19 protein-coding genes, 1 tRNA gene and 1 pseudogene are annotated in these 18440 nt (G+C 33.2%); 17 read left to right on the forward strand and 4 right to left on the reverse strand.

Going from position 1 to position 18440, the window contains the following annotated elements; translation table 11 throughout:
- Nucleotides 1-723 precede the first annotated feature (723 nt).
- Nucleotides 724-1155: a type I restriction enzyme HsdR N-terminal domain-containing protein gene (locus B0E34_RS11885; protein ID WP_076393656.1), complete on the reverse strand. Its 432-nt coding sequence runs from the start codon at nucleotides 1153-1155 to the stop codon at nucleotides 724-726.
- A 7-nt stretch (nucleotides 1156-1162) separates the two neighbouring features.
- Here B0E34_RS11885 and holA point away from each other — a divergent pair, with 7 nt between their 5' ends.
- The 17 genes and pseudogenes from holA to B0E34_RS11970 all read left to right on the forward strand — a co-directional run bounded on the left by holA (nucleotide 1163) and on the right by B0E34_RS11970 (nucleotide 14801).
- The gene (holA, locus tag B0E34_RS11890; protein WP_087709694.1) at nucleotides 1163-2200 is read left to right on the forward strand and encodes a DNA polymerase III subunit delta; all 1038 of its coding nucleotides are present in this window, start codon (nucleotides 1163-1165) and stop codon (nucleotides 2198-2200) included.
- A gap of 184 nt (nucleotides 2201-2384) precedes the next feature.
- Nucleotides 2385-3326 (forward strand): thioredoxin-disulfide reductase, encoded by a 942-nt coding sequence (trxB, locus tag B0E34_RS11895; RefSeq protein ID WP_087709696.1) that lies wholly within the window; start codon nucleotides 2385-2387, stop codon nucleotides 3324-3326.
- Between the two features lie 228 nt (nucleotides 3327-3554).
- Nucleotides 3555-3639, forward strand: a tRNA-Ser gene (locus B0E34_RS11900).
- Between the two features lie 307 nt (nucleotides 3640-3946).
- Nucleotides 3947-5902 carry a leucine-rich repeat domain-containing protein gene (locus B0E34_RS11905; RefSeq protein ID WP_087709698.1) on the forward strand — a complete coding sequence of 652 codons (1956 nt, stop codon included), beginning with the start codon at nucleotides 3947-3949 and terminating at the stop codon, nucleotides 5900-5902.
- Nucleotides 5903-5953: 51 nt separating this feature from the next.
- The gene (locus B0E34_RS11910) at nucleotides 5954-6457 is read left to right on the forward strand and encodes a hypothetical protein (RefSeq protein ID WP_087709700.1); all 504 of its coding nucleotides are present in this window, start codon (nucleotides 5954-5956) and stop codon (nucleotides 6455-6457) included.
- A gap of 21 nt (nucleotides 6458-6478) precedes the next feature.
- Nucleotides 6479-7975 carry a hypothetical protein gene (locus B0E34_RS11915; protein ID WP_087709702.1) on the forward strand — a complete coding sequence of 499 codons (1497 nt, stop codon included), beginning with the start codon at nucleotides 6479-6481 and terminating at the stop codon, nucleotides 7973-7975.
- A gap of 20 nt (nucleotides 7976-7995) precedes the next feature.
- Nucleotides 7996-8247: pseudogene (locus B0E34_RS11920) on the forward strand (alpha-2-macroglobulin family protein); the annotation flags it as partial.
- A gap of 111 nt (nucleotides 8248-8358) precedes the next feature.
- A complete protein-coding gene (locus tag B0E34_RS11925; RefSeq protein ID WP_087709706.1) occupies nucleotides 8359-8928 on the forward strand; it encodes a pentapeptide repeat-containing protein in 570 nt (189 codons plus the stop codon).
- Nucleotides 8929-8939: 11 nt separating this feature from the next.
- Complete coding sequence (locus B0E34_RS21500) at nucleotides 8940-9554, forward strand: immunity protein Tsi6 family protein (RefSeq protein ID WP_185117458.1); 615 nt, start codon at nucleotides 8940-8942, stop codon at nucleotides 9552-9554.
- A gap of 45 nt (nucleotides 9555-9599) precedes the next feature.
- Complete coding sequence (locus B0E34_RS11935) at nucleotides 9600-10235, forward strand: hypothetical protein (protein WP_087709708.1); 636 nt, start codon at nucleotides 9600-9602, stop codon at nucleotides 10233-10235.
- A 64-nt stretch (nucleotides 10236-10299) separates the two neighbouring features.
- Complete coding sequence (locus B0E34_RS11940; RefSeq protein WP_087709710.1) at nucleotides 10300-10530, forward strand: hypothetical protein; 231 nt, start codon at nucleotides 10300-10302, stop codon at nucleotides 10528-10530.
- Nucleotides 10531-10597: 67 nt separating this feature from the next.
- The gene (locus tag B0E34_RS11945) at nucleotides 10598-10984 is read left to right on the forward strand and encodes a hypothetical protein (RefSeq protein WP_087709712.1); all 387 of its coding nucleotides are present in this window, start codon (nucleotides 10598-10600) and stop codon (nucleotides 10982-10984) included.
- Nucleotides 10985-11139: 155 nt separating this feature from the next.
- On the forward strand, nucleotides 11140-12240 hold the full coding sequence (locus tag B0E34_RS11950; protein WP_087709713.1) for a hypothetical protein: 1101 nt from the start codon (nucleotides 11140-11142) through the stop codon (nucleotides 12238-12240).
- 141 nt (nucleotides 12241-12381) lie between these two features.
- The gene (locus tag B0E34_RS11955; protein WP_087709715.1) at nucleotides 12382-13080 is read left to right on the forward strand and encodes a hypothetical protein; all 699 of its coding nucleotides are present in this window, start codon (nucleotides 12382-12384) and stop codon (nucleotides 13078-13080) included.
- Between the two features lie 193 nt (nucleotides 13081-13273).
- The gene (locus tag B0E34_RS11960; RefSeq protein WP_087709717.1) at nucleotides 13274-13741 is read left to right on the forward strand and encodes a hypothetical protein; all 468 of its coding nucleotides are present in this window, start codon (nucleotides 13274-13276) and stop codon (nucleotides 13739-13741) included.
- Nucleotides 13731-14291, forward strand: coding sequence for an alpha-ketoglutarate-dependent dioxygenase AlkB (locus B0E34_RS11965; protein ID WP_087709719.1), 561 nt, complete (start codon nucleotides 13731-13733; stop codon nucleotides 14289-14291). Before B0E34_RS11960 ends, B0E34_RS11965 begins: the two co-directional genes overlap by 11 nt.
- A 99-nt stretch (nucleotides 14292-14390) precedes the next feature.
- Nucleotides 14391-14801: a 5-fold beta-flower protein gene (locus B0E34_RS11970; RefSeq protein ID WP_087709721.1), complete on the forward strand. Its 411-nt coding sequence runs from the start codon at nucleotides 14391-14393 to the stop codon at nucleotides 14799-14801.
- Nucleotides 14802-14937: 136 nt separating this feature from the next.
- Here B0E34_RS11970 and B0E34_RS11975 read toward each other — a convergent pair whose 3' ends face one another.
- From B0E34_RS11975 to B0E34_RS11985, 3 genes are all read right to left on the reverse strand, one after another.
- Nucleotides 14938-16005 (reverse strand): glycosyltransferase family 4 protein, encoded by a 1068-nt coding sequence (locus tag B0E34_RS11975; RefSeq protein WP_087709723.1) that lies wholly within the window; start codon nucleotides 16003-16005, stop codon nucleotides 14938-14940.
- A 19-nt stretch (nucleotides 16006-16024) separates the two neighbouring features.
- On the reverse strand, nucleotides 16025-17236 hold the full coding sequence (locus tag B0E34_RS11980; protein WP_165762982.1) for a DUF1972 domain-containing protein: 1212 nt from the start codon (nucleotides 17234-17236) through the stop codon (nucleotides 16025-16027).
- A gap of 127 nt (nucleotides 17237-17363) precedes the next feature.
- Complete coding sequence (locus tag B0E34_RS11985) at nucleotides 17364-18440, reverse strand: glycosyltransferase family 4 protein (protein WP_087709727.1); 1077 nt, start codon at nucleotides 18438-18440, stop codon at nucleotides 17364-17366.

Consider the following 18440-nt stretch of genomic DNA (forward strand, 5'->3'; position numbering starts at 1 on the left):
ATATCAACCAAATTATATTTAAAAAAAGAAAAAAATTAACTTTTAAAATTTGGAAAGTAACATAGGATGTTTAAACTAATTTTAAATTTAACCGCAAAAGAGACAAAAGACTTTATTGAATTTACTTAAAGTATTTCAAAAGTCTGCAAAGAGAAAAAATCTTTGATTTTTTTTAACTTATGTGCTCTTTTTTCCATTTAATTATTAAACTTAAACAACTAAAGTGTTACAATATTTTGCGGTAAAAAAGTTTAAACAAGTTTTTCTTTAACTGCAAAAGATCTACTAAATTTTTATTGATTATCCGTTTATTAACCTAAAGCTTCGACAGGCTCAGCTTGACATCGCTAGAAATCAAGCGTTTAGTATTAGAGGTGTCACACTGAGCTTGTCGAAGTGCCTGTTATAAATAATTGATTTTCATATCAATGCATAGTAATAGGTTGTTTAACGGATATTCAAAAAATTTTTTATTTAAAGTTGATTATTATAAATAAAAAAGCCCACAATAGTTTTTAAAAATCTTTGATTTTTATTCTTTTGAGCACTTTAATTATTATAGAAATTCGGCTTTAACATTATCTCTTGTCCCTTTTGTGGTTAATTCTGAATTAGTTGTAAAGTTTATCATTTAAATTTCAATCATCAATTTAACTCAATCAACCTAAAACTTAGCCTCAACCTCAATCAATCTTAACCTTAGCCTTAGCCTCACTCTCACTTTCACTCCGGCTTATAAAACTGATACTGCTCATTCTCATAATACGCATGAATATGCTGCAAACCATTCGTCAGAACAATCTCTTTCGCTCCGATTACAGAATTATATCTTGCGGTTTGTTCAAAAGTTTTCTCCGTTAATTTAATTTGGGGAGCTTTGCATTCAATTAAAATTTTAGGCTGTGCTTTTTCAGTAATTAAAAGATCAACCCTCTTCGTTAAACCATTTAAAACAATCTTTTTTTCCGTAATTAATGCAGAAGCAGAGTAGGACTGTACTGTAAGATAATAATGGATCCAGTGTTGGCGTACCCACTCTTCAGGAGTCAGCAAAAGGTAAGTTTTACGAACCAAATCATAAATAAAAAACTTATCTTTGTCTTTCTTGAATTTAAAATCAAAAGTTTCCTGAAAATTCAGTTTTGGAAGTTCCATTTATAAGATGAAAGAATTAGATTTAATCCTCAAAAATATTAAAAATAAAGAAGTTTTACCGATTTATTTTTTTCACGGAGAAGAACCCTACTTTATAGATCTTGCTGTAAAAGCTCTCGAACACGACTTTCTGACAGAAGATGAAAAAGCATTCAACCAAACCGTAGTCTATGGCAAAGATACCACTTATCAGGAAGTTCTCTCTTTGGCGAGACAGTTTCCCATGATGGGCGACAAACAGGTAATCATTGTAAAAGAAGCGCAGGATTTAAGACTCGCTGAAAGCGAAAGCAATGCTTTGGAAATGTACGTTCAGAATCCTGTTCCGTCTACCGTTCTGGTTTTTGCGCACAAACACAAAAAATTAGACAGCCGAAAGAAAGTCACCAAATCTTTAGAAAAAGCGAAAGTATTATTTTTAAGCGAATCAATCCGCGAAAACAACCTTCCCAAATGGATTGCAGACGAATGTGCCGCACTAAAAATAAAAACAGCTCCCAATATCTCACATCTTTTAGCGGAATATTTAGGAAACGACCTTTCAAGAATTGCCAATGAGCTGAATAAACTTAAGATCATCCTGAAAGACGGTGAGGTTTTAGACGGAACCATCATCGAAAACCACATCGGAATCAGCAAAGAATACAATGTTTTTGAATTACAGAAAGCTTTAGGAACAAAAAATGCCAACGCAGCATTTAAAATTGCACATTTTATGGGCAAAAACCCTAAAAACAATCCCTTTGTCATGATGTTGGCAAGTTTATACAATTACTTTTCCAATGTTATTATTTACAACACCATGATTGGTCAGCCGCCTCAGACAATTGCCGTACAAATGGGTGTAAATCCTTATTTTATAAAAGATTACGCGGAATCGGCAAGATTATATCCATTAAAACATGCAACCAGAGTCATTTCAATTTTAAGAGAATTCGACATGAAAGGAAAAGGATTGGGCGCAGTAAATATGAGCGAAGCAGAACTGATTAAAGAATTGGTTTACAAAATTATAAATGTCGATAAAATTAAGATGAAAGTATGATTTTGATAATTGTTGTTTGTTGATTGACCTTAATTTTACCGTCAACGGACAACCAATGTCTAACAGCTACTATCGAAATTCAACATATTAGATATTGACAACTATCATTAAAATAACTTTAAATAAACAGTAAAAATTCCGAAATTAGCACTCGGAAATTTTAAATTTTTTTGAAAAGCAGAATATGGAGCAAAACATTTTAGATTGTGTGATCGTTGGATCTGGACCTTCTGGTTTCACAGCGGCAATTTATGCAGCAAGAGCAGACTTAAAACCTGAACTGTACACAGGTCTGGAGCCGGGCGGACAATTGACTACAACTACTGAAGTCGACAACTTTCCAGGATATCCGAACGGAATTACAGGTCCTGAAATGATGATGGATTTGCAGAAGCAGGCTGAAAGATTCGAAACAAAAGTACATTATGAAATGATTACTAAAGTTGAATTTTCAAAAGAAGTAGGAGGAGTTCATAAACTGTACGCAGGAAATAAAGAAATTTTTGCCAAAACAGTAATTATTTCTACCGGAGCTACTGCGAAATATTTAGGTCTTGATGACGAAAAAAAATATAATGGAGGAGGAGTTTCCGCGTGTGCAACGTGCGACGGATTTTTCTACAGAGGAAAAGATGTTGTGGTGGTAGGAGCAGGAGATACCGCAGCGGAAGAAGCAACTTATCTTGCAAAGCTGGTGAACAAAGTAACAATGCTGGTAAGAAAAGATGAATTCAGAGCTTCCAAAGCAATGGTTCACAGAGTGAATAATACGCCCAATATTGAAGTGAAATTCCACCACGAGTTAATTGGTATTGAAGGAGAAAATAACCTTGTAGAGAGAGCAGTGGTCATCAATAATCAGACTCAGGAAAAATCTACCATTGATGTTCATGGAATCTTTATTGCCATTGGTCACAAGCCGAATACAGATATTTTTGTGGGACAGATTGATCTGGATGAAAACGGATATATTGTAACAGAAAAAGGTTCTTCAAGAACAAATCTTCCGGGAGTTTTTGCTGCGGGAGATGTTCAGGATCATATTTACAGACAGGCGATTACTGCTGCGGGAAGCGGTTGTATGGCAGCAATGGATGCAGAGAAGTATCTTGCAGAATTGCATTAATCTTAAGAAATTAAATATAAAAACGCATCTTTCGGGATGCGTTTTTTGTTTACAATTCGCACAAAAATCATTTTAAAAAGGTATAATTAAAGTTTTTAACCGAAATAATTCAACTGATTTTTAGCTCATTATTAATTCTTGTTAAAATTTGTCAGGAAAATATTTTGTCAGAATTGAAAAACATTCTATATTTGCACCACTGAAAACAACGATATAATCGGAGTTTCTGGAGAGTTGGCAGAGTGGTCGATTGCGGCAGTCTTGAAAACTGTTGACTGTAACAGGTCCGGGGGTTCGAATCCCTCACTCTCCGCAAAAAACCTTCAAATTTATTTTGAAGGTTTTTTTTATGCCTGAAGTTTAAAATTCTTGGATCATTGCAGAATCATAGTTGTTAAATTTTCTTTTTCCGTTTTGTTGTTACTCTCTTTTGTGCTTTATTTGCAGAATTCTATTGAGCTGAAAAAGTTGTAAAGATTAAATCTACCTGAGATTTTTTTATTGAAATTTGAGATTAATGCAATTGCTGAAGCAGATGTGTGAGACCATTATTAAAAACTTCTTAACCGCTGAATAGAAAAATTTTTCATTTAAATAATAACCATAAAAACATGTAAACGATGAGTACTGAAAATGTAGAAAATCAAATAAATAAATCAACAGTTCTTGATGAAGAAACGCAGAAAATTGAGGAAATCTTAGGAATAAAACCGGAAGATTACTTAAAATATAACTTACTTCAATATTTACATCTCAAAGACATCGATATTGAGGATTTTTCAAAGTTTTTACCATACCTTATTAAAGTAACAAAAGTAAAACTTACCAATTGTACTATTGCCAATTTTTCCGAATTGTTAAAAATAGAGAGTTGTTCCAGTTTCACTCTGGATAATGTGACTTTCAGAAACAATGAGTGTAATGTAACCACAGGATTTCCTTATGAAATCAGATTTTCAAATATGAGCTTTGACGCAGGTTGTTTTAATAGCTTTCATATATCGTCATCCGGTAAAGGGCATAAGCATCTTTTTATTAATAATTGTCATATTGATAATATTCAGGAAATCAGTAATATAAAAGGACTTTATTCATTACATCTCGACAGCATAACTTTTACTTGTAACCCCACCAAAGTAAAAGAAAAATCAATTTACATGATCCATATTTTCAACTCGAAGTTTGAAGATATTTCTTTTATACCATTTAAAAAATCAGTAACAGACATTGAGTTTAGAAACTGTAAAATTGGAAGTTTTAAAGGAATTTCAGAGTTTGAAAAACTTGAAGAAATTAAAATGAATACCGATACGGTAGTTGAGAACAGAGAAGCATTAGAAAACCCTTTCAATAAAGAGATTACCTGTCATTTTAGTAAGGCGGAGAAACCATTTCGTTTAAAAAATGCAGTATCACTCAGAAATTATATTAATGAATTAAGCTTTACCTATTTTAAGGTGAAAAAAGTAAAGGATCTTGAAAAGTTTGAAATGGTTAAAACTCTTTCATTTGATAAGTCTGAATTTTATGTAGATGCTTTTCTGCCTATTGCCAATCAGATTCAAAAAGTGAAGATGAGAGATTCTGAGATTAAAAAACATAAATATTTCAGGTCTTTTGTTAATTTGAAGAGTTTTGAATCACTCTGTTTCTCAAGAGAGAGTAAAGAGATAAAAAATTTCTCAAAATTACTTCCGTTAAAAGATCAGCTGATGAGTCTGGATTTTTATGAAGACGAAGAAATGGATAAAAAAGCTCCAGATTATCCCATCGGACAATTTACTTCACTGGAAACCTTAAAATTGGGTTATGAAATTTCTGCAAAAACGGGAAGATCTATTATGAAGTTGAAAAAATTGAGAAAGCTGGATATTAGCATAGCAAAAACAAAGCATATTTTCGATTTGGGACATCTGAAAAAGCTGGAGTTTTTAATTTTTAATTCGAGGACAAAGTTTATCGGATTTGAAAATTTAAAACATTTAAAATCTCTCAAGATCATCAATGATAAAAAGTTCGATCTCAGAACACTTCCCAAAATAGAATCTTTAAAAAGGCTGAATTTGTATGGAAATGACTCTAAAATGAAAGGGTTTAGCCGTTTCCCCAATTTGGAATTTCTTAGCCTTCAAGGAGCCGGTAAGGTGAATTTAAAACCTTTGAAAAAGCTAAAGGTTCTGGATTTGTATAACAGTAACATCACAGGTTTTTCTTCCTTTGGAAATATGCCATTTCTGGAAAAATTAGATTTATCATGTATTCAGAATAATATTGATTTGAAGGAAATGTATAAGTTCCCGAATTTGAAATGGCTGGGATTTTTAGAAAGCGAAGAACTGGATGATATTTCCGGTTTGGAGCCTTTAAAAAAGCTGGAGCGTTTGGATTTATTCCAAACCAACGTTACAGATGTGAAAGTTCTGAACACTTTACCGAATTTAAAAGAAGTGAATTTAGCAGTAAAAAATTACAAGCTGGATCTCAAAGCACAACTGGATCGTCCTGAAATAGCGGCTTATTATGCATTGCCGAGTGTTATGTTTTTTATCTGGAAAGAAGATGAATTTGGGATTTAAGAAGAATTACACTTATTTCTAATCTTTGACTAAAATATTTTAAAACTAAAAATGCAAAAAAAATTCGAAAAAGATACCAGTGGTGTTTTGCTTATCTGTTCTAAAAAAGGTCTTAAAAAGTATTTTGCAGACAATATATTCAGTTATAATTATCCCGACGGAATTCTTCCGCTCATCAACAATGGCTCCGTTATCGCTTTAACCACAGAAAGCAGCGAAGATGTAAAGGGTGAGGTGATGGATATTTCTATGAACGATTTTAAAGGCTACAGACTTTACGGGGAGCAAAATTTTTTTATTGAAGAAGAAGATGAAATATACGTTCTTTCTCATGCGGAATTTACCCAGATTTGCAGTAATCATTCAGGAGATATTGATGCCTTCAGCTTTTGGAACGAAAAAATAATGATCAATAATCTCAGGGCAGGATGGGCAATTGCCTTTACACACTGCAAAATGCGCAGCAACAGTATATATTTAAGAGCCATTATTCAGCTTATTTATACAAAAGACCGTTTCCCTTATCCGGAAATATTATCTATACCAACGTTTTAAAAAAACTAATATTTAAAAAACATGAAAAACAACTATTTAAGTTCAGAAGAAGCTCAAAAATTGATTGCCAGACTTTCTGAAGAAATGAACGAATTGCTTATTGAAGGACGTACCTATCATTATGAAGCGTACAGAAATCAATACGGAAGTTCGTCCAATACCGGAATTTATTTTTATGAAAATGGAGTTTTTTACAATGATTTCCATGTAGGAGAATACGATAAGGAAGAGATGAATGAACATCTGGATAAATTTCGAGATTATGATTATTCTGATCTTATTTACTTTTTCCCGGTACATTCTAAGGTAAAATTCACTTTTAAAAAAGGAGAACCCGTTAAAGCTGAAAGATACAGCATCCCGATGTTTCTTGAAGATATTAAAAAGGAAACGGAGGACAGAGCTGGAAAATACAGCGAAAATGATAATGTTTTTCTGAAAGCGGAAGCTTTGATCCATTTTAAAAAAGAAGCGGACGAAATCGGGATGTTTATAGATTCCACATATCATTACAACGATAAAATGAGGTCTTTCGGGCATTTTGGCGGAAGTAAAGAAATCCTTTCCATTTATCATCAGTTGGAAAATAAAATAGATAGTCTTTTTTTTAGCTATGAAAACGGTAATCTCAGCGTACAGTCAGATCCTGCGGTTGAAGAATACGGATTTGAACCTTTAAGAGTTTCTCAAATAGAGTTTAGTCCGGAATACGAAAAGCAGAAAAAAGCTACAACAGATAGCCAAAAACTGAGGCATGAATTTTTCAAATCTTTAGGGAAACTGGATGAGCGAATTATTTATCTGCGAGTGGGCGGATTCAGAGATCATTCATGGCCTGGAGGAAGCTCTTACCATAATTCATGCAAAATGAGGGTTATTCATGCACCGGGATCTACGATATTGATGACAGACGGACTTTCAGATCCTTACGAAAACTTTTATTATGGTCAAAATTCTCAGTATAACGGAATCGGAGCCGAATTTTACATGGAATTTCACGGCAATATACCGTACGAAATCATTCATAAGCATTTTGCTGTTGCCCTCGTAAACAGTACTTCTCAAATTGCAATCGGGCATGGTGATTTTAAAGCATTAATGGAGAAATTCGGTGAAACATCTCTGGAATTTACCGAAGACAATATTGAACTCTGGGTAAACAGAGAAAATGAAGCCAATCATAATGCATTAAGCTTTATTACTTCAAAAGATTTTATGAAAAATGAAAGCTTTGGTGTTTTGCTGGGTATGCAGTCAAATACCGTTCCTCAGAAATTAAAGCTGAATTTAGAAGAGATTTTGTTGATTTCCGTAAAACCTTTTGAAAACAAATGGCTGAAAACAACAAAAATAAGAAGTAAAAATAATGAGGTTGCAAAGGCAGCAAGAGAAGAAATCATGCAGACGTGGAAAGAAAGCGGAGAAATGAATCTTGTGCCGCTAACGTATCAGAAAGAATACATCAAAACGTCGCCGGATTCGGAAGGGATGAAGCTGGTTCCTTTGTTTCCTTTTTAAAAAACAATAAACCATTGTAAGCAGGATTTGAACCTTTGGATGTACTTTCGGGGTATCAGTGGAAAAATGGTTTGGGCTATTATCAGTCGACCAAAGATGCTTCCACGAATTTCTACATTGAACAGATGCCGAAAGGAAAGTATGTTTTCGAATACGATTACGTCGCCAATGCATCCGGAATATTCTCAAACGGAATTACCACGATCCAGAATTATTACGCACCGCAGATGAATGCGCATACGAAAGGAAGTAATGTGATGATTTCGGAATGATTGGTTACAAATGATAAAACGGTAAAAAAGATATTTTAAAAAATCATAAAAGATAACGCGATAATTAGAATATCTTAAGTTTTCAAAAAGAATAAAATGCAATTTTAAGATTTGGAAAATATAAAAATTAAAATACAGCTTCATAAAAATTGGATACATGATAAAGGAGGAGAGCAGCTGAACGTTGAAAATGAAGAGTTGAGCAATATGGAATTATTTGATGAAAATTTAAATTCAGCTGTGTTTTGTAATACAAAATTTATAAACGGAGTTTTCCGAAATGTAAATCTGGGCGGAAGTTCTTTCTTTAACTGTGTTTTTTCTTCGGTCAATTTTGAGAATTCGTATCTCAGAAAGTGTGAATTTCACCAGTGCAGATTCCAAAACTGTATATTTTTAGAAAGTGAAACAACAAAAGCAGAGTTTTATGATACTTCCGTGGAGTTTTGTCTTTTTAAGAATTTAAAATTAGGCTGGAGTTATTTTGGGAATTGTATAATTTCTGGCTCAAATTTTCAGTTGGTAGAAGTGGATGGTTTAATTTTTTCTGAATGTCGGTTTCAGAATCTTGATTTTAAAGATCTGAAATTCAGCAAAGCGTATCCTGTGAAGATAAATGACTGTGCAAATATCATTGCTGTAGAAGAATTAAAAAAACAAACAAAATGTACATCCGACTGAACAGTGAAAAAATGAAAAAATCGTACAGAGATACCCTTAATCTGGCGATACAGAAAACGGAGGAACTAATGAAGTTATTTCCTGAAATTTCCATGTATCATTCCATCTATAATCAATTACTTGATATCGATGAAAAAATAGTAAAGAATGACATTGTTTTTTCTGAAAACGAATTATACAAAAGGTATTCTTTAGGACATTTGGCGATGAAAAATTTCGATTACGAAAATGATGAATATGCAAAATTATTAATTGATATCTTCGGAGGAGTATTTGATTATCATGTATCATCCGAAAGTTTCAAGCAACTCCTGTTTGATGGAGATGAAATAGAATGTGTAAACAAAGTATTTGAGGTTAATCATCAGAAAATCAGGCTTATTGATTTTTATGACCATCCGTTAAAAGAACTGAAAAAAGAAATAGATCATGAAAGTTTTGATCTGATGGTAGAAGAAAACAGCTTTAAACAGATCAATAATATTATTGAAAAATATATTTCTGAAAAAGGATTGGAAATATATTATCTGAAGAAAAATGATCTGATTTATTTATTTTCTTACGGTGAATATCAACCCGGAAGATATATGCTTTTTTTAGAAGACATCCGGATTTGGAACTCTTAAAATTGCTGGTATTTTAATTGAAATAAATTATTTAATTAAGAAGAATTGGAAAACGAAATATATGATACGCTGTACTATTACAGCGAAGATGGCGAAGAAGGTTATGATCTTACAGAAGTGCAGCTCATCGGCAAAACCGACGAAAACCGTGTTGAAAAACTGAAACTGCTGCTTCAACATAAAAATCCCTACATTTCTTATCAGGCAATGCTTATTTTGGTTGCTTGGGCAATTCTGGAAGGATTTGTACAGCTTGACCGTTTCATTTCTGAAAAATGGGATGAAAAGCACAGCTTTGAGCCTCACAGAATTTATAATGAAGATAATGTGTATGATGTTATCGTGGATGCATTATACATTTCGACATTTAATGGAAAAGAAGAACAGGAATTATATCCTTATGTAAAACATTTCTTAAACATTTATGGAGATAGGTTTTTCGAATCCTGTTTAAAAGATTTTCTGTTGAAAAAAGACTGCGAACCGCTACTGAAAGAAATTGAAGAGGCGATGAAAAGTGCTTTGAGGAATAAAAAATATTATCAGGCAAGTCAGCTTTTTCCGGTTATCGTTCATTACGATAAACACAGGTTTGAAGAATATTTTGAGATTTTCAGTTCCTTATTAAATGATGATAAAAGGATTAGATACAATATTGAAGAGGCTGAGAAAATCAGATAATAGATGGTTAGATCTGAATGAAGGAAATTATATTTTAATGTTTTAAGACCAATAAAAAATAATCATGAAAAACCTTTTAGAAAAAAAAGACTGGTATTATTATATTTATGAAAACGGCGACACCATTGAATTGTCTGTTCCGATTTCTGCTCCGGCACCGGGTTTTGATGCAATCCATACGCTGACTGATCCTGAAAAAAAGGAATATCTTACAAAAGGAATTACAGCTCTCGAAGACCGAATAAAAGACATGGAAATGAATTTTACTAAGTATGTTTTGAATTCTTGGAGGTAAAATAATAATGAGAACAGGTCTATGTTGTAATCATGTTTGAAATAAAATTGAATAACCAAAAATCCAAATGAGCTATTTTGACGAGACATTATTTTTATTAAAAGAAGGAAAAGAGCCTAAATCATTTATTTCAGATCTTAATAAAAAATTAAATTCTATTGATTTAGCTCTTCAAAGAAGTGATTATGTAGTCGTAGTATTTAACGATTGCAGAAATGAAGAAGAAAAAGAACCGATTTGGCTGGATAATTCAACGACGGAAGAAGAAGTTGTGGACTTGATCTGTTCATGGAAAGGGCTAGGTTTACTTACTTACAGACATCCGGATTTTAGGTTGGAAGTAGATATTAATTATTTAACATGGGATGATAAGCTCCTGCATGGTTTTGTAATTTCCTTTGCAGGAAGTGATATGATCTATAAACAAAATATACAAAAAAAAGCTGATATCTGAAATATCCGAATTTGTTGATTATGAATATATTGTCGGAGATATAAGCAACGTATCAAGAAATTACATACGAATGGAAGAAAGTTTAGACAAAATAAAAGAACAAATTCTAAACAATACCTTCGAAATTGACAGCAGAACATGGTGAAGTAAAATTTATGAAACAGACACTGGGTAAGATTATTAATAATCAAATTATAGAATTGAATGAAAAACATTCATTTTTCTTTTGCGATTTAAGGGGATCAGAAATTATTTTAAATACAGATTGCTTACAGATTGTCGGATGTATTATAGGTGATTTAAGTCTTTGTATTGAGCAGGAAAAAAGCGATATTTTACTGGATATCAATCTTAATCTGGATTCAGACAAAGAAATTGTAATAAACGAAAAGTATTCTGGTAAAAGCAGGATCAGTATTCATCGACCGATTAAAAATGAAGAATTAACATCTTTATTTAAGAAGGTTTTCGACGTTAAAAATTATCATAAAGGTTATGATAATGAACTATTGCTGAAGTATATCTCCCAAAATAAAGACTTCGAAATCATACCTTTACTGGCGACCTGCTTTTTGTATGCAGGAAAAAGTTGGGAAGTGAAAACTCAGATCATAAGATACCTTTATGAAGAGGGTAAATTTAGAAACCTTCAATATCCTTACAGACAGGAAGTATTAAAGCGAACGTATATGTTGCTTTTTGATAAAGAATACATGTGCCGGGATTTTGCAGCTCAATTGGTTTCACAATTACATCCAAAACCGGAAGAACTGCAGTTAAATGACAGAAATTACATTCTGAGTATTCAGGAGAAATATCTGTTCGAAGGTTTATCAATGCTTGATAAAAGATATTTTAAAGAAATCGATGAGGATATTTTGCTTAAAGGACTGGAAAGTACAGACTGTGAAACCGTAATTAACGTTATCAAGATTATGGATAATATTGATATTTCCAGATTTTGGAACCGACTGATTATGTACATACAAAATAAAGAATATGAAAGGATTTCAAGCGATTATCTATACGCTCTGTATAAAATATTATCAGTATTCCGGTACAGCGATTATTATGAAGAAGATATCAGTTTTTATCAATTATTATTAAATTTTAAAGATGAATTTATTCAGGAAGATGCTTTATATCTTTCCTATGATGCTGGTTTTCAGGATTTAGATTTTATAAAAAGTTTTATTGAAGAAAATAGAAATAAAAAATTTGTCAAACGATTTCTTGAATTTGTAGAAAAGATATAGCTAATTTCATAATGTATTTTAGATTGTTTTAAATTTCTTACGTTTAATACTTAAGTGAACAAAAAGAGCACATAAGTTAAAAAAATCGAAGACTTTTTCTCTGCAGACTTTTGAAATACTTTACATAATCCAATAATAACCATGGAAGACCAATACATTTACACCGACGAATTTGGTAATGAATCTGTTTTTCTCAGAAGAAAATATTACAAACTCGTCTGTGCAACAATTAAAGACTTTTTTGAAGAGCCGTTGCCGGAAAACGGGTTTCACAGACATTTTTTAAATCTATTAAATACACTGGAAGATTATCACGATGTTTATATTATAACTACTGAAATGCCTTTCTACTGGGCAATTTGTATTATAGAGAATAACTGGACTATAAAGCATCTTCTAAAAAATAAAACAAACGAAGAATATCGGGAATGGTATATTCGCTATAAAAAAGAGAACGATATTGTCAGCTTTATCATTGAAGGAATTAATGAAGAAACTTACGAATTTACAAACAACGACGGCGATAAAAGATTATTTTTAAGAAAGAAATACTATGAGTTTATTTGCAGCCTTGTTACAGATTTTTTTAAGAAACCTCTTGAATACAATTCGATGAATGCAGGCTTAATAAGTTCTCTTAATGCTTTATTTGCAGATGGAAAACAGAAGGATGTCGACAGATTTATCGGACAGGAAATTTATTGGGCAATGTCTGTTATTGAGGATAAGGAATTCCAAAACCTATTAATTTTTACAAATTCAGAAGAGTATAATGAATTTCTTGCTGACTTTTACAGGGAAAATAAAATAAATTCCTTTGTTATTCAGGAGTTTAAATGAAGAAATATGCGGTAAGAATCTATCCTGTATTTTGAAAATATATTAAATTATTGAAAATTAATAGATTGTATTTCTTTGTGATTAAAAAATTAATGAGTTTACAGGTATTTTAAAAGCAAATGTTGATAAAAGTAAAACAGAAAAATTTTTGAACTTAAATTTAATACATATTGGTTAATTTCTGAAAATATTTATGATAAAAAAAATTATCGAAGTCGACAACCTCATGCAGCAAATCGCTTCAAAATACAGGCTCGAAACTTTAAATAAAGAAAGAATAGAAAATCTCTGGGAAGAAGAAACTCTGGAAATCATGAAGCAGGCAGCATTTATAAAAGACCATGCTTATTTTTATTTTTTAAGTCAATATGGAGGCTGCAATATTTATGGAGACGGTTTTGATGTTGGTATTTGCGGTTTTGACGACTGGCTGAATCCAAGTCTTTTGACCTCTCCGTTACTGAATGATGCAGACATCTATTTATTGGCAGATCATTATCAGGATCATCATGATGAGATAATTTTTTACGGATATCACGCTACACAGGAAAATGAAAATTCAATCTGGGTTTCTACTGAATTGGAGTCGGGATACAAACCGGTTTATAAAGATTTTACAGATTTTTTACAATATATTTTAACCATTGAAGATGGAGAATAAGATAATTAAAGGTCTTTATTATAAGGAAGATTTTTTAAGTACAGACGAAGAAGTAGCAATTCTTTCACAGATTGAAAAAGAAGAGTGGGACAGCAGTCTGAAGAGAAGAGTTCAGCATTACGGTTATATTTACGACTACAAAAAGAAAAACATCAGTCAGGACTCAAGAAAAGGTGAACTTCCGGATTGGCTTCTTACATTAGAAAAAAAGATTAAAACAACTTTTAATATAGAACAGTCTTTTGATCAGGTCATCATCAACGAATACGAACCGGGACAGGGAATATCAAACCATATAGACTGTGTACCTTGCTTTGAAGACATAATAGTTTCCGTAAGCTTACTTTCTTCCTGCGTGATGCAGTTTTCAAAAGATTCGGAAAAACATGAAATAATACTGAATCCCCGAAGCATTCTTCTACTCAGCGGAGACGCAAGATACCTCTGGAAACACGGGATCAAAGCCGTAAAAAACGATCAATGGCAAAATACTGCAATCCCAAGAAAGAGAAGGATATCAATCACCTTCAGGAAGATAAAAAAATCTTAAACTAAAACTCGTATTTTTATTTACAGTGCGTTTTTTCCTGTGGTATTTCATTTTCAATAAAAACTTCCTATATTTCGGAAAATTAAAAATTTTAAAACCATGAAAAAAACACTATTCGTTTGTGCTGTTTTGTTTAACTTATCTCTTTTAAGTGCACAAACCATAGAATCGGGAAGCCGCAGTACAGCAGGATACATCAAAAGCAACGGAACCATTGAAAACAGCAGCCATTCCACAGTAGGTTATATTACAAGCAACGGAACTATCGAAAACAGCAGCCATTCTACCATCGGTTATATTAAAAGTGATGGTACTATACAGAACAAAAGCGGTTCTACCGTAGGCTACGTAAAAAAGGACGGAACCGTGGAAAACAGCAGCCATTCAACCATTGGTTATATTAAAGATAACGGAACGGTAGAAAACGGCAGTCATTCCACCATCGGTTATGCAAGCGGAATTAAAAAAGAATGGGCGGCAGTTGCATTTTTCTTTTTCAAGCTGAATTAATAAGACAAATTCAGTTAAACTTTACATCAGTTTAAGCAGATAAATACAAATACTCCGGACAATTACTGTTCGGAGTATTCTTTTTATTAAGGGTAAATAAGGGCGAAATAATAATTTTTTACATCAAAATTTGGTTTTATGAATTTTCCATGTCTTTAATATTCTTTTTCCACGTAAGGAAAAGATTCAGCACTTTAATAATTTTAAAGATGAATATAAAGACAAAGAATGAAATAAGCGTTGTATAAATAGAGTAGTTCGGGAAAAACACATACTGAACAATAAAGGTTACAATATTCAGTGCTACAAAAGTTAAGGTAATTCTTTTGTGAGACAATCCCAACTGCAAAAGATGATGATGAATGTGCGATTTATCTGCCTTGAATGGCGATTTTCCCCGCGAAATTCGATCCGCATACACTCTCACAGAATCAATAACAGGAATCGTGAATACAAAAAGAATAAAGAAAATACCGTAAGGAAACTCTTCCGAACCTCTGTCGAATTTCGTAATATAAATTCCAAGGCAAATTAACAAATATCCCAGAAATAAAGAACCCGAATTTCCCAGAAAAATTTTGTTCTTCAAAGAAAAATTATACCGTAAAAAAGCAGCAATACTTCCCACGAAAAGCAGTCCTATTCTTGCCAGTCCGAAATGTCCTTCAATTAAAGCAATAACGAAAAACAAACCAAAACCTACACCTGCAACACTTCCTGCCAAACCGTCAATCCCATCAATCAGATTAAAAGCATTTACTGCCGTTGTAATAATAAGTACCGTAAGAATATACTGAAAATAAACATTCATTTCATGGATTCCGAAAAGCCCGTAAAGAGTGGTAATCCGGATGCCTGAAGTAGCAATAATCACGCTCACACAAATCTGGATTCCCAACTTGTAGATCGCTCTGATGTCTGTTTTATCATCCAGCGTTCCCACAAAAAGCATAATGTAGGAAGTAATGATGATCGGAAGAATATCTTTCCAGCTTTTGTCATCAGAAATCCATAAAAGCAAAAAAACAACAAGCCCGATCACAAGACCTCCGATCAGCGGAATCGCAGTCTGGTGCACTTTTCTTGCATTAGGAACATCCACCAGCTTAATTTTCTGGGCAACCATTCTCATGAGCGGAATGACGCACATCGAAAGGATGAATGCAAGAATTCCGTACATAGAAAGTTCTACAAAGTTTTTCATAGCCTCGTTTTTTAGCAGTTTATTTAGAGTTATTGAATAGTTTGATGTGCTTAAGATGCTCTACATTGTACTTTTTCAGAATTGCCTCATCAATTTCAGAGATTCTGGGCATAACATTGGTTTTCTTGCTGATAGTAAAGGTTTCTTCGATAAGCTGACTGTATTTTTTTGCGATTCTTTTCCAGGTATATCTTCTTTCCGCAATTTTCTTCATTGTTCCGGCGCAGAGTTCCAGATCTTCTTTGCTTAAATTCTCCAGAATATTTTTAAGTTCATTTTCATCCGAAAAATAAAAAGCCTGATTCTCGGTTGTCGTTCTGTTGTAAGAAACACCGTTGCTGATGATCGGCAGACCTAAAAACATCGCTTCCACAAGCGAAGGATTGGTTCCTCCCGCAGAATGACCGTGAATATAAAGAGAAGCATTTCCGCGGATCAGATCAATGGTTTCCTGTTCGTAAATAGGATCGAGCAGGAGAATATTTTTAAATCCTGAATACTGCTCTTTCAGATTTGTTCCGTACTCGCTGTTTTTCCAGTTTCCGACTAAAACCAACTTGCGCTCCGGAAGCGTGCTGAATACTTTTAAAATCGTATGGACATGATTTTCAGGTTCAATTCTGCATACTTTTACCGCATATTCTTCATTCAGGAAAGGATATTTTTCAAGATTTTCAGGAGACGGAACACGGTTTATTTTCGTATGATCCGCTCCGTATTCAATAACGCGGCTTATTGTTTTATAGCGTACAGAAGTATAATCCTGAATCGATTCGTTATCCGAAATATCAATATGAGAAAACTTTACCGCCAGTTTTTCCGCCCACCAAAGATATAATTTTGCAGGAACAGACCATTTGTCTCTTTTCCATTCAATTCCGTCAATGGAAATAATAATTCTTTTATTGGTGAATAATTTAACTAGTGGTAAAAGCCACGCTCCGGCAACGCCTAAAATCAGAAGAACATCACTTCGGAACAAAGCGTGAAAAATAGACCATGTATCGTAAGGAATACTCTGGATTCCGTTGGCGTCTAAAGGAAGATACTTCAGTTTTGCCCCTTTCCAGCTTTCGATTCTTTCATCCTTACTGTATTTTTTTGAAGAGCAATATACCGTAAAATCGTAGGTATCGGAAAGTTCTTCCACAAGATGAGCCGTTAAGGTTTCAAAGCCTCCGTATTTTGCAGGCAGACCTACCGTTCCTATAATTGCTACTTTTGTCTTCATAATTATTTTATTTTAACATATTATGACCATTTGTGTTCCAAATTGTGTAAAATAATGTAACGTAATGAAAATGTGTTAATTATAATTTATTAGAAGTGTGCCGGATTTCCATAATCTGGAAAATGGATTATAAATTGGAAATTATCCCCAGAGATTTTCTCTCAAAATACGCCTCGGAAAACAGAAGACTTTTCTCGTAAGAAGCCTCACTGAAGGATTTATAGACCGATGGATCGTTCAAAATGTAGTTTAATTTTTCAGAAAGTTCATTTGTGTGTTTAGAATCGATTAAAAAACCGTTTTTATGGTCTTCAACAAGCTCTGTAACGCCTCCTACAGGCGCAACGATCGCAGGTAAGCCGTAACGCATTCCTTCCAGAATCGTAAGTCCGAATGTTTCCACCCAAAGATCAGGGTGAGACAGATTAAGAATCACGCTGGCTTCCTGATAAAAAGGATGCGTATCCGTTTGGGTAGGATAAATTATAAGCTGTTTTGGAATTTCCTTCCCTTTAAAATACTCCTGAATTTCCTTTTCCGTCGCATTCACCACAAGTTTGAAAATGTAAGAAGGATTTTTTTTGGCTAATTCCAGAAATTCGTCAACTCCTTTGTAAACTTTTAAAGAACAGATCATTAAAACCACAGGAATTTCTTTTTCCATATTTCGGAAACGGTCTGCTTTCTCGGCAAAATCGCTTTCCAGAACATTGTACAACAATTCCTGATTGTTAATTAAAGATTCCTGTTTCAGAAGATATTCCGAAACAAAAACAATTTTATTGGCAGTCATTTTTGCTGTTCCGAAAAGAAAATTTTTAAATAGTTTCGGCTTTACCGAAGTTTCGTGGATATGATAAATAATCTTACAGCCTCTCAGCTTTCCTGCAATTGCCGCCCCGAAAGGCAAAACCGTGTTGATGTAAACAACATCACTTTTTTTCAGGAAAAAGAGCAATTTAATCATCAGAAAAAACTGACTCAGAAAGAAATTGAGAATTCTTATCAGCGCATTGGATGAAAAGCGATACCAGAACAGATGATTTTTCACCCTGGGAATATCAGACAAAAAACCCTTTCTTCCGCCTGAAGTAAAAAGATGCGCATCCATCCCGTTTTTTGTCCAGGATTTCAGAAGCTGCATCAGAACTTTCGGGCTTCCGCTGTAATCATTCAGAAGATGAACAGAGACAATTCTTTTCAT

It is taken from the genome of Chryseobacterium mucoviscidosis, from assembly GCF_002177115.1.
GTDB lineage: Bacteria > Bacteroidota > Bacteroidia > Flavobacteriales > Weeksellaceae > Chryseobacterium > Chryseobacterium mucoviscidosis.